12 protein-coding genes are annotated in these 12,448 nt (G+C 58.8%); all 12 read right to left on the bottom strand.

Features of this window, described 5'->3' with window-relative positions:
- Positions 1-174: 174 nt before the first annotated feature.
- The 12 genes from P8H27_RS20795 to atpB all read right to left on the bottom strand — a co-directional run bounded on the left by P8H27_RS20795 (position 175) and on the right by atpB (position 12,442).
- Positions 175-1,293: a TniQ family protein gene (locus P8H27_RS20795; protein ID WP_374761373.1), complete on the bottom strand. Its 1,119-nt coding sequence runs from the start codon at positions 1,291-1,293 to the stop codon at positions 175-177.
- 154 nt (positions 1,294-1,447) lie between these two features.
- Positions 1,448-3,310, bottom strand: a complete 1,863-nt coding sequence (gene glmS / locus P8H27_RS19170) for a glutamine--fructose-6-phosphate transaminase (isomerizing) (protein ID WP_289639326.1) — start codon at positions 3,308-3,310, stop codon at positions 1,448-1,450.
- 13 nt (positions 3,311-3,323) lie between these two features.
- Positions 3,324-4,094, bottom strand: coding sequence for a DeoR/GlpR family DNA-binding transcription regulator (locus P8H27_RS19165; protein WP_289639325.1), 771 nt, complete (start codon positions 4,092-4,094; stop codon positions 3,324-3,326).
- Positions 4,095-4,257: 163 nt separating this feature from the next.
- Positions 4,258-5,622, bottom strand: a complete 1,365-nt coding sequence (gene glmU, locus P8H27_RS19160; RefSeq protein WP_289639324.1) for a bifunctional UDP-N-acetylglucosamine diphosphorylase/glucosamine-1-phosphate N-acetyltransferase GlmU — start codon at positions 5,620-5,622, stop codon at positions 4,258-4,260.
- Positions 5,623-5,717: 95 nt separating this feature from the next.
- Positions 5,718-6,146 carry a F0F1 ATP synthase subunit epsilon gene (locus P8H27_RS19155; protein WP_090504842.1) on the bottom strand — a complete coding sequence of 143 codons (429 nt, stop codon included), beginning with the start codon at positions 6,144-6,146 and terminating at the stop codon, positions 5,718-5,720.
- Between the two features lie 42 nt (positions 6,147-6,188).
- A complete protein-coding gene (gene atpD / locus P8H27_RS19150) occupies positions 6,189-7,565 on the bottom strand; it encodes a F0F1 ATP synthase subunit beta (RefSeq protein WP_289639323.1) in 1,377 nt (458 codons plus the stop codon).
- 30 nt (positions 7,566-7,595) lie between these two features.
- The gene (gene atpG, locus P8H27_RS19145; RefSeq protein WP_289639322.1) at positions 7,596-8,456 is read right to left on the bottom strand and encodes a F0F1 ATP synthase subunit gamma; all 861 of its coding nucleotides are present in this window, start codon (positions 8,454-8,456) and stop codon (positions 7,596-7,598) included.
- 50 nt (positions 8,457-8,506) lie between these two features.
- Positions 8,507-10,051, bottom strand: coding sequence for a F0F1 ATP synthase subunit alpha (atpA, locus tag P8H27_RS19140; RefSeq protein ID WP_289639321.1), 1,545 nt, complete (start codon positions 10,049-10,051; stop codon positions 8,507-8,509).
- A gap of 21 nt (positions 10,052-10,072) precedes the next feature.
- Entirely contained in the window at positions 10,073-10,609 is a 537-nt protein-coding gene (locus P8H27_RS19135; protein WP_289639320.1) for a F0F1 ATP synthase subunit delta, read from the bottom strand.
- Between the two features lie 14 nt (positions 10,610-10,623).
- Positions 10,624-11,094, bottom strand: a complete 471-nt coding sequence (locus P8H27_RS19130) for a F0F1 ATP synthase subunit B (RefSeq protein ID WP_289639319.1) — start codon at positions 11,092-11,094, stop codon at positions 10,624-10,626.
- A 57-nt stretch (positions 11,095-11,151) separates the two neighbouring features.
- Complete coding sequence (gene atpE, locus P8H27_RS19125; RefSeq protein ID WP_003097235.1) at positions 11,152-11,409, bottom strand: F0F1 ATP synthase subunit C; 258 nt, start codon at positions 11,407-11,409, stop codon at positions 11,152-11,154.
- A 163-nt stretch (positions 11,410-11,572) separates the two neighbouring features.
- The gene (atpB, locus tag P8H27_RS19120; protein ID WP_289639318.1) at positions 11,573-12,442 is read right to left on the bottom strand and encodes a F0F1 ATP synthase subunit A; all 870 of its coding nucleotides are present in this window, start codon (positions 12,440-12,442) and stop codon (positions 11,573-11,575) included.
- Positions 12,443-12,448: the final 6 nt, after the last annotated feature.

The following is a 12,448-nucleotide window of genomic DNA, read 5'->3' as shown; positions in this document are numbered from 1 at the left end:
GGTGTAGTGCCGACTGAGCATCTCTCGACGCATCGCTCATTTCGGTTTTTACGGGACTCGACCAAAGCGGGCTGCACCACGCCATTCTTTCTGAATAATCCAGTCCGCTACATCCATTATTTCATCAGCCCCATGACGAGGCCCTGGGGTAGTCCAGTTACCTAAGTTTTAACCTCAGTACTCTGACGGATGTCTTGCAAGTATAGGAACACCCGGAGGCGCCGACCTAACACGGTCCGGCCGTAGAGGTCGAGTCTTATAGAGTGATGGCACATGATTACAACAAGGGTACTCTACTGGCCGACCGTACCAATCACCGCGGGCATCGGATATTTCTTTTGGGGAAAAAGTGCAAGACCAGTGCCCTACGCCGTACACATAATCTTCACGTATGTACTGAACAGCAAGATATTCACCAGTCGCGTAAGTAGACCAGAGCGATTCTACTTTTCGAAGCCTGTAGTCATAGCATTTAATATGATTTAAAAAATCCTGGAATCCATCATAGAGTGTTAGTGCAAGTCCATATATCACATCATTGTATATTCCACATGCCAGATTCCAATCATCTCCAAATTCGCCTTTGAGAAGATCTATAAATTCATGCCACTGCTCCGCGGCAACTAGCTTTTCTCGAAGGTATGGCCATCTCTCACAGGCCCTTTCTCTCAATGCTAGGCGTGCAGCCTCGATAGATATCACTGAATCGAAACTAAAGATATCTCTAAAGAATCTTGCTTTCTTAAGCTCCGTGAATTTGTAGTTTCTTCTAGAAGGGGTATGGCTTAAGTGCAATCCTTTACACCCTTTCCACATAACATCTAAGTCATGATTTTTGGAGGAAAATGGCATTAAGCAAAATGGACATTGTTCTTCGAGATAGACGTTATGTGTGGCACATACCTTAATATCCGGATGATGTACTCTTCGCCAATAAGAAAATCCCAAAGATGCAATATCGCCCCTTACACACTCGGGACAGAATCGAGATGGCTCTTTAGCAAGCTCAAACTGACTTCCCGACGAACAATATTCCCACCCAGAATAAGATAGGTCTTCGTTTTTATGAAGAAATGCTTTCCTAGGGTAATAGATATGATTATGTAGCAACCGGTTAAATCCATAACAACCCAGCCACCCCATTGCCTTACCGATTTTTTTAATTTCGTAATTCGAGACTGCGAAATTAGAGTCCTTTTTAAGCTCCGCGATTAAGGGGCTGTATCTGTTTACATAGAAATTCCGCGCAATAAATGACCGCAGCGACTCTTCAGGTTGAATTCGCAAAAACATAATTTTGTATTCAGTGAATTACAGATGAGGGAGGCGGCTGCATCCATCTATCGCATCGCAGGGGCAGTGAGCCTGGCCCTGGATGCGACAGTTTTTATTTTCCAGCGACAGTTTTTATTTTCTCAATCCATTGTTTCGATCAGCTGTGGATAACTTATTCCACCGTCACCGACTTCGCCAGGTTGCGTGGCTGATCGACGTCGGTGCCTTTCAACACGGCGACGTAGTAGGACAGCAACTGCAGCGGGATGGTGTAGAGGATCGGCGCCAGGGCATCGTGGATGTGCGGCATGTTGACCACGTGGGTGCCCTCGCCGTTGCTCATGCCGGCCTGCTTATCGGCGAACACGATCAGCTCGCCGCCGCGGGCGCGCACTTCCTGCAGGTTGGATTTGAGCTTTTCCAGCAGCTCGTTGTTCGGCGCCACCGTGACCACCGGCATGTCGCTGTCGACCAGGGCCAGGGGGCCGTGCTTGAGTTCGCCGGCCGGATAGGCTTCGGCGTGGATATAGGAAATCTCCTTGAGCTTGAGCGCGCCTTCCATGGCCACCGGGTACTGCGCGCCACGGCCGAGGAACAGCGCGTGGTGCTTCTCGGCGAACAGTTCGGCGAGCTTCTCCACCACCGCGTCCATGGCCAGGGCCTCGTCGAGGCGGGTCGGCAGGCGGCGCAGTTCGTCCACCAGTTCGGCCTCCAACTGTTTATCCAGGGCGCCGCGTACCTGACCGAGGGACAGGCACAGCAGCATCAGCGCGACCAGCTGGGTGGTGAAGGCCTTGGTCGAAGCCACGCCGATTTCCGGGCCGGCCTGGGTCAGCAGGCACAGGTCGGACTCGCGCACCAGGGAGCTGATGCCGACGTTGCAGATCGCCAGGCTGGCCAGGTAACCGCCCTGCTCGGGGCTCAGCGCCTTGGCATTGCGCAGCGCGGCCAGGGTGTCGGCGGTCTCGCCGGACTGGGAGATGCTGATGAACAGGGTAGCGGGCTGCACCACCACCTTGCGGTAGCGGAACTCGCTGGCCACCTCGATCTGGCAGGGAATCCCGGCCAGTTCTTCCAGCCAGTAACGGGCGACCATGCCGGCGTGATAGCTGGTGCCGCAGGCGACGATCTGCACGTTCTTGACCTTGGCGAACAACTCGGCGGCTTGCGGGCCGAACGCCTGCACCAGCACCTGGTTAGTGCCCAGGCGACCTTCCAGAGTGCGCTGCACCACCTTGGGTTGCTCGTGGATTTCCTTGAGCATGAAGTGGCGGAACTCACCCTTGTCGGCGGCTTCGGCGCCTTCGTGATACTGCACGCTTTCGCGCTGTACCGGCTTGCCGTCGATATCCCAGATCTGCACGCCGTCGCGGCGGATCTCGGCGATGTCGCCCTCTTCCAGGTACATGAAACGGTCGGTCACCTGCCTTAACGCAAGCTGATCCGAGGCGAGGAAGTTCTCGCCCAGGCCCAGGCCGATCACCAGCGGGCTGCCGCTGCGCGCGGCGAGCAGGCGATCCGGCTGCTGCGCACTGATCACCGCCAGGCCGTAGGCGCCGTGCAGTTGCTTGACCGCCTGTTTCAGGGCCGCCGTCAGGTCTGGCTGAGTTTTCAGGGTGTGCTCGAGCAGGTGGACGATGACTTCGGTATCGGTATCGGAGCTGAACAGGTAGCCCAGGCCCTTGAGCTGCGCGCGCAGTTGCTCGTGGTTTTCGATGATGCCGTTGTGCACCACCGCCAGCTCTTGGCCGGGCTCTCTACCGGAGAAATGCGGGTGGGCATTGCGCTCGCTCGGCGCGCCGTGGGTGGCCCAGCGCGTATGGGCGATGCCTAGGCGGCCGGCCAGCGGCTCGTCGTGCAGCGCGGCCTGCAGTTCGCTGACCTTGCCCACCCGACGGCGGCGTTCGAGTTGGCCCTGGTCATTCAGCAGGGCCACACCGGCGCTGTCGTAGCCGCGGTATTCCAGACGTTTCAGGCCTTCCACCAGCACGGCGGTGATGTTGCGTTCGGCGACGGCGCCCACGATGCCACACATAGTCTTGCTCCTTTTAATGCTCTACGGCTGCGCAGATCAGGTTGACTCCGCGCGCCGTCAGTTGTTCACGCACCTCGGCACTGAGGCGCTCGTCGGTGATCAGGGTATGGACGCTGCTCCAGGGCAGTTCCAGGTTGGGAATCTTGCGGCCGATCTTGTCGCTCTCGACCATCACCACCACTTCGCGGGCCACCTCGGCCATCACCCGACTCAGGCCGAGCAACTCGTTGAAGGTGGTGGTGCCGCGGGCCAGGTCGATGCCATCGGCGCCGATGAATAGCTGATCGAAGTCGTAGGAGCGCAGCACCTGTTCGGCGACCTGACCCTGGAAGGATTCCGAATGCGGATCCCAGGTGCCGCCGGTCATCAGCAGCACCGGCTCGTGTTCCAGTTCGCTGAGGGCACGGGCCACGTTCAGCGAGTTGGTCATCACCACCAGGCCGGGCTTGTGCCCCAGCTCGGGAATCATCGCCGCCGTGGTGGTGCCGCTGTCGATGATGATCCGTGCATGCTCGCGGATCCGCGCCACACCGGCGCGGGCGATGGCCTGCTTGTACTGGGAAATCGGCTGGCCGGCATCGCCGATCAGCTCCTGCGGCAGCGGCACCGCGCCGCCGTAGCGACGCAGCAACAGGCCGTTTTTTTCCAGGGCGGCGAGGTCCTTGCGGATGGTCACTTCCGAGGTGGCGAAACGCTTGGCCAGCTCATCCACGCTCACCTCGCCCTGCTCGGCGAGCAAGGCGAGGATGGTGTGACGACGCTGCGGCGTGTTGCGTTTCGACATGCTAAGTTTCGATTCGAAAGATAATGGCGCGAATCAAAACCTAATGAAGCTTTTCCGTCAAGCGGGAAAACGACCAAAGGCTGTAGGATGGGTTAGACGCGTAGCGGCGTAACCCATCAATTGGGCAGCATGGGTATCGCTGCGCTCAACCCATCCTACGACCTTATTTCTTGATCTTGGTCGGCCTCTTCCAGCCGTCGACGTTGCGCTGCTTGGCACGGCCGACCGCCAGGGTGTCGGCCGGCACATCGGCGGTGATCACCGAACCGGCGCCAGTGGTGACGCGGTCGCCCAGGGTGACGGGCGCCACCAGGGCGCTGTTGGAGCCGATGAACACGTCTTCGCCGAGCACGGTCTTGAACTTGTTGGCGCCGTCGTAGTTGCAGGTGATGCTGCCGGCACCGATATTGCTGCGGGCGCCGATCTCGGCATCGCCCAAATAACTCAGATGGCCGGCCTTGGCGCCTGCGCCGAGCACGGCATTCTTCAGTTCGACGAAGTTACCGACGTGGGCCTTGGCGCCAAGCACGCTGCCGGGGCGCAAACGGGCGAAGGGGCCGCAGTCGCTGGCCGCGCCCAGTTCGGCGCCGTCCAGATGGCTGTTGGCTTTGACCACGGCGCCCTGGCGCAGGGTGCTGTCCTTGATCACGCAGTTCGGCCCAATCTGCACACCGTCTTCGATGACCACCCGGCCTTCGAGGATCACGTTGATGTCGATCAGCACGTCGCGGCCCACCGTCACCTCGCCGCGCAGGTCGAAACGCGCCGGGTCGCGCAGGGTCACGCCCTGAACCATCAGGTTGCGGGCGGCACGCTGCTGGTAGTGGCGCTCCAGCTCGGCCAGCTGCAGGCGGTCATTGGCGCCCTGTACTTCCATGGCGTCCAGCGGCTGCTCGGTGGCCACCACCAGGCCGTCGGCCACGGCCATGGCGATCACGTCGGTGAGGTAGTACTCGCCCTGGGCATTGCTGTTGGACAGCCGGCCGAGCCAGTCGCCCAGGCGCTTGCCGGGGACGGCGAGGATGCCGGTGTTGCCTTCGCAGATCTGCCGTTGTTCGGGGGTGGCGTCCTTGTGCTCGACAATCGCCTGCACCACACCGTTGGCATCGCGGACGATGCGCCCGTAGCCAGTCGGATCGATGAGGTCGACGGTCAACAACGCCAGTTGCTCGTCAGCGACCTTCGCCAACAACCGCTCGAGGGTAGCGGCTTCGATCAGCGGCACATCGCCGTAGAGAATCAGCACGCGTTCGGCGGAAAGCATAGGCAGGGCCTGGGCCACGGCATGGCCGGTACCCAGTTGTTCGCGCTGCAGGACGAAATTCAGGTCGTCGGCCGCCAGTCGCTCGCGCACCAGATCCGCGCCATGGCCGATCACCACATGGATGCCGGCAGGCGATAACTGGCGGGCGCGGTCGATGACGTGGCCGAGCATGGATTGACCGGCGACCGGATGCAGGACTTTCGGCAAGGCGGAACGCATGCGGGTGCCTTGGCCGGCGGCGAGGATGACGATATCGAGAGACATAGGCAGACACTGATCCAGAAAATACGGACAAAGAAAAGGGTAGCCAAGGCTACCCTTTTACTCGCTTGCGATGAAGTGCAACGACTAGCCTGGTATCAGCTACCGCCGAACTTCTTGCGCAGCTGCTGGACGGTGCGCAGCTGAGCTGCAGCCTCGGCCAGGCGAGCGGCGGCGGAACCATAGTCGAACTCGGCGCCTTTTTCGTGCAGAGCCTTCTCGGCAGCCTTGACGGCTTCCTGAGCAGAGGCTTCGTCGAGGTCGGCGGCGCGCTGCACGGTGTCGGCAAGAACCTTGACCATGTTCGGCTGTACTTCCAGGAAACCACCGGAGATGTAATACACCTCGGCTTCGCCACCCGGCATGACCAGACGAATCGGACCCGGCTTGAGGTCGGTGATCAGCGGCGCGTGCCCCAGAGCGATACCCAGATCACCCAGGTTGCCGTGCGCAATCACCATCTCGACCAGACCGGAGAAGATTTCGCCTTCTGCGCTGACGATGTCGCAATGGACTGTCATAGCCATATCTAGCCTCACAAAAGCGCCCGTCGCCGGGCGCACGGGTGATTACAGTTTCTTCGCTTTCTCGATGGCTTCTTCGATGCCGCCGACCATGTAGAACGCCTGCTCCGGCAGGTGATCGTAATCGCCTTTCAGAATACCGCTGAAACCAGCGATGGTGTCCTTCAGGGAAACGTACTTGCCTGGCGAACCGGTGAAGACTTCGGCCACGAAGAACGGCTGCGACAGGAAGCGCTGGATCTTACGCGCACGGGATACCAACTGCTTGTCGGCTTCCGACAGCTCGTCCATACCCAGAATCGCGATGATGTCCTTGAGTTCCTTGTAACGCTGCAGCACGTACTGCACGCCACGGGCGGTGTCGTAGTGCTCTTGACCGATCACGTTCGGGTCGAGCTGACGCGAAGTGGAGTCGAGCGGGTCGACCGCCGGGTAGATACCCAGGGAAGCGATGTCACGCGACAGTACGACGGTGGCGTCCAAGTGGGCGAAGGTGGTCGCCGGGCTCGGGTCGGTCAAGTCGTCCGCAGGTACGTAAACGGCCTGGATTGAGGTGATCGAACCCTGCTTGGTGGAGGTGATACGCTCCTGCAGGATGCCCATCTCTTCGGCCAGGGTCGGCTGGTAACCTACTGCCGACGGCATACGGCCGAGCAGTGCGGATACTTCGGTACCGGCCAGGGTGTAACGGTAGATGTTGTCGACGAACAACAGTACGTCGTTACCTTCGTCGCGGAACTTCTCGGCCATGGTCAGGCCGGTCAACGCTACGCGCAGACGGTTGCCTGGTGGCTCGTTCATCTGACCGTAGACCAGGGCTACCTTGTCGAGAACGTTGGAGTCCTTCATCTCGTGGTAGAAGTCGTTACCCTCACGGGTACGCTCGCCCACACCGGCGAACACGGAATAACCGCTGTGCTCGATGGCGATGTTACGGATCAGTTCCATCATGTTGACGGTCTTGCCGACACCGGCACCGCCGAACAGACCGACCTTACCGCCTTTGGCGAACGGGCAGATCAAGTCGATAACCTTGATCCCGGTTTCCAGCAGGTCGTTGCCGCCCGCTTGCTCGGCGAAAGAAGGCGCAGCGCGGTGAATACCCCAGCGCTCTTCTTCGCCAATCGGACCGGCTTCGTCGATCGGGTTGCCCAGCACGTCCATGATCCGGCCCAGGGTCGCTTTACCGACCGGTACGGAGATGGCTGCGCCAGTGTTGTTGACGTCCAGACCGCGCTTCAAGCCTTCGGTCGAGCCCATCGCAATGGTACGCACCACGCCGTCGCCCAGCTGCTGCTGAACTTCCAGGGTGGTTTCGGCGCCTTGAACTTTCAAGGCGTCGTAGATGCTCGGAACCTGATCGCGTGGGAATTCCACGTCGATCACGGCGCCGATGATTTGTACGATACGTCCGCTACTCATAGCTGGATCCTCTGAATATTTGAACCGGTATCAGACCGCGGCAGCGCCGCCAACGATTTCCGAGATCTCTTGGGTGATCGCCGCCTGACGCGCCTTGTTGTAGATCAGCTGCAAATCGCTGATCAGATCACCGGCGTTGTCGGTAGCGTTCTTCATCGCGATCATCCGCGCCGCTTGTTCAGCCGCGTTGTTCTCGACCACCGCCTGGTACACCTGCGACTCCACGTAGCGCACCATCAAGCCGTCCAGCAGCTCCTTGGCATCGGGTTCATAGAGATAGTCCCAGTGATGCTTGAGCTTTTGATCCGAATCGGCCACCAGGGGAATCAACTGTTCCACTGCCGGCTGTTGCGTCATGGTGTTGACGAACTTGTTGGAGACCACGGACAAACGGTCGATGCGGCCATCGAGGTACGCATCGAGCATGACCTTGACGCTACCGATCAGATCGTTGATCGACGGTTCTTCGCCCAGGTGGCTGATCGCAGCAACGATATTGCCGCCAAAGCTGCGGAAGAATGCCGCACCCTTGCCGCCAATCACGCAGAGATCGATCTCTACACCTTGTTCGCGGTTTACCAACATGTCCTTGACCAGGGCCTTGAACAGGTTGGTATTGAGGCCACCACACAAGCCACGGTCACTGCTCACCACCACATAGCCGACGCGCTTGACTTCGCGCTCGATCATGAATGGGTGACGGTATTCCGGGTTGGCGTTGGCCAGATGACCAATCACCTGGCGGATGCGCTCCGCATAAGGACGGCTGGCAGACATGCGCATTTGAGCCTTGCGCATCTTGCTGACAGCTACCTTTTCCATGGCGCTGGTGATCTTTTGCGTGCTTTTGATGCTCGCAATCTTGCTGCGAATCTCTTTTGCGCCTGCCATTTGACACCTATCGGGTTAGCAGGCGGAGGTCATCAGACCTCCGCTGCGGCTTACCAGGTTTGGGTGGCCTTGAACTTCTCGATACCGGCTTTCAGGCCAGCGTCGATTTCGTCATTGAAGTCACCCTTCACGTTGATCTTCGCCATCAAGTCGGCGTGATCGCGGTTGAAGTAAGCAATCAGAGCTTGTTCGAAGCTGCCGATTTTGACGATTTCGATGTCCTGCAGGTAGCCACGTTCGGCCGAGTACAGGGACAGCGACATGTCGGCGATGGACATCGGCGCGTATTGCTTCTGCTTCATCAGCTCGGTAACGCGCTGACCATGCTCGAGCTGCTTACGGGTGGCTTCGTCCAGGTCAGAAGCGAACTGGGCGAAAGCCGCCAATTCACGGTACTGAGCCAGAGCGGTACGGATACCACCGGAAAGCTTCTTGATGATCTTGGTCTGAGCGGCACCACCGACGCGGGAAACCGAAACACCGGCGTTGACTGCCGGGCGGATGCCGGAGTTGAACATGGCCGATTCCAGGAAGATCTGACCGTCGGTGATCGAGATCACGTTGGTCGGAACGAACGCGGAAACGTCGCCAGCCTGGGTTTCGATGATCGGCAGGGCGGTCAAGGAACCGGTCTTGCCCTTCACGGCGCCATTGGTGAACTTCTCGACGTACTCTTCGGACACGCGCGAGGCGCGCTCCAGCAGACGGCTGTGGAGATAGAACACGTCGCCCGGGTAGGCTTCACGGCCTGGCGGACGGCGCAGCAGCAGGGAGATCTGGCGGTAAGCCACGGCTTGCTTGGACAGATCGTCATACACGATCAGCGCGTCTTCGCCGCGGTCGCGGAAGTATTCGCCCATGGTGCAACCGGAGTACGGTGCGATGAACTGCAGCGCAGCGGATTCGGAGGCACTGGCGGCGACGATGATGGTGTTAGCCAAGGCGCCGTTTTCTTCCAGCTTGCGCACCACGTTGGCGATGGTCGACTGCTTCTGACCGATAGCCACGTACACGCACTTAATGCCGCTGTTCTTCTGGTTGATGATCGCGTCGATCGCCAGAGCGGTTTTACCGATCTGACGGTCGCCGATGATCAGCTCGCGCTGGCCACGGCCAACCGGGATCATGGCATCGACGGCCTTGTAACCGGTTTGTACCGGTTGGTCGACCGACTTACGCCAGATCACGCCCGGTGCAACCTTCTCAACCGCGTCGCTGGCGACGTTGTTCAGCGGGCCTTTACCGTCGACTGGGTTACCCAGGGCATCGACCACGCGACCCAGCAGTTCCGGACCGACCGGCACTTCGAGGATGCGGCCGGTGCACTTGGCGCTCATGCCTTCAGCCAACGACTGATAGGCACCGAGAACCACGGCGCCGACAGAGTCGCGCTCGAGGTTCATCGCCATGCCGTAGACGGCGCCCGGGAACTCGATCATTTCGCCGTACATAACGTCGGCCAGACCGTGAATGCGCACGATACCGTCGGAAACGCTGACGACCGTGCCTTCGTTACGGGCTTGCGAGGCCACATCGAGCTTGTCGATGCGACCCTTGATGATTTCACTTATTTCGGAAGGATTGAGTTGCTGCATAGCTCTGCTGCCCCTTCAAACTCAAGATTTCAATGCTTCGGCCAGCTTCGCGATTTTGCCGCGAACTGAGCCATCGATAACCAGGTCGCCGGCGCGGATCACGACACCACCGATCAGGCTGGTATCCTCCGTAGCATGCAGGCGCACTTCCCGGCCGAGCCGTGCACTGAGAACCTTGGCGAGTTTGTCTTGCTGTTCATCGCTCAATGCAAAGGCACTGGTGACATCCACATCGACCGATTTTTCTTGTTCGGCTTTGTACAGCTCGAACAGCTCGACGATCTCCGGCAACAGGGCCAGGCGGTCGTTTTCGGCGACGATATGGATGAAATTGCGTACCTGGGCATCGAACTTGTCACCACACACCTCATTGAAGGTGGTGGACTTATCTGTACTCGTCAGACGCGGAGCCGTGAGCATGCGCTGGATGGTGTCGTCTTGCGACACCGCAGCAGCCAGGCCAAGCATGGCTGACCAAGAGGCCAGTTGCTGATGGGCCTGGGCATACTCGAAAGCAGCCTTGGCGTAAGGTCGGGCCAGCGTGGTCAGTTCTGCCATGATCGCGCCCTCGCTTAAATTTCGGCTGCCAGTTTGGAAACCAGCTCCGCATGCGCGTTTTGGTCGATGGATGCGCCCAGGATCTTCTCGGCACCGCTGACGGCCAGGCTACCCACTTGGGCACGCAAGGCGTCTTTGACGCTGTTCAGTTCCTGTTCGATCTCGGCCTGAGCCTGAGCCTTCACGCGGTCAGCTTCGACACGGGCCTGTTCACGGGCTTCGTCGACGATCTGAGTTCCGCGCTTCTTGGCTTGCTCAATGATTTCGGCTGCTTGGCCTTTGGCTTCGCGCAGTTGATGACCCACTTTCTCTTGGGCCAACTCCAGGTCACGAGCCGCACGACTAGCAGCGTCCAGGCCGTCTGCAATCTTCTTCTGACGCTCCTGCAAAGCCGTAATGACCGGAGGCCATACGAACTTCATGCAGAACAGCACGAAGATGAAGAAGGCAACGGACTGGCCAATCAGGGTTGCATTAATGTTCACGCCAACACCTCGCTCGTTCGTTGTCCGTCAAACCAATCCACTCGAATAATCGAGTGATTAGCCTGCAATTTGACCAACGAAGGGGTTCGCGAAGGTGAAGAACAGTGCGATACCAACGCCGATCATGGTCACGGCGTCGAGCAGACCGGCGACGATGAACATTTTAACTTGCAGCATCGGAACCATTTCCGGCTGACGCGCAGCGCCTTCCAGGAACTTGCCGCCCAGCAGGCCGAAACCAATGGCGGTACCCAGGGCACCCAGGCCAATCAGCAGTGCTACAGCGATCGCGGTCAGACCAACTACAGTTTCCATCTTTCCTCCCGACTTTTATGTCGTATTGGTTTAAGGTTTTCTAAGGTAAAGCGGTAAAGCTAAATCATTGCCTGTGTTGCCCTTGCGGGCGTCCACCTGGAGCAGAGCGCACCCTTAATCGGCCTTTCCCGCAGGGGAGGGCATAAGAATGAGTGCTGCGCTCTTAGTGGTTGTCTTCGTGCGCCATCGATAGGTAAACGATGGTCAACATCATGAAGATGAACGCTTGCAGGGTGATGATCAGGATGTGGAATACCGCCCACGCCCACTGCAAGGCAATGCCCAAGGCACTTAGCCAGAGCAAACCGCTGCCGAACATCACCGCGATCAGGATGAACACCAGTTCGCCGGCGTACATGTTGCCGAACAGACGCAGAGCCAGGGAAATCGGCTTAGCGATCAGGGTGACAAACTCAAGCAGGAAGTTGATCGGAATCAGCAGCGCCTGGACGAACAGGTTTTTGCTGCCGAAGGGGTGCAGGGTCAATTCGCCAATGAAACCACCGATACCTTTGACCTTGATGCTGTAGAAAATGATCAGCGCAAACACCGACAGGGCCATGCCCAGAGTCGCGTTCGGGTCAGTGGTGGAAACGGCGCGGAACGGAATATGTGCATCGCCGCTGAGCATAATCGCCAGCTGCGGGATCCAGTCGACCGGAATCAGGTCGATGGCGTTCATCAGGAATACCCAGACGAAAATAGTCAGGGCCAGCGGCGCAATGACCGGGTTGCGTCCATGAAAACTGTCTTTCACGCTACCATCGACAAAGCCGACCAGCACTTCAACGAAGTTCTGCAGGGCACCTGGTTGGCCAGAGGTGGCTTTCTTCGCTGCCATGCGAAACAGCAGTACGAAAATCAGACCCAGTGCGACGGACCAGCCAAGGGTGTCAACGTGAAAAGCCCAAAAGCCCATTTCTTTGGCTTCTTGTGCGGTGTGGGCAAAGCCCCAATCACCATTAGGCAGCTGCCCATAAGTCAGGTTCTGCAAGTGGTGCTGGATATAGCCCGAAGCGGTTTGTTCTGCCATGTTTGC

Origin of the sequence: Pseudomonas sp. sp1636 (assembly GCF_030376615.1) — a bacterium.
Lineage (GTDB): Bacteria > Pseudomonadota > Gammaproteobacteria > Pseudomonadales > Pseudomonadaceae > Aquipseudomonas.
Note: the sequence above shows the minus strand (reverse complement) of the source record. Positions and strands in the feature narration are given on the sequence as shown.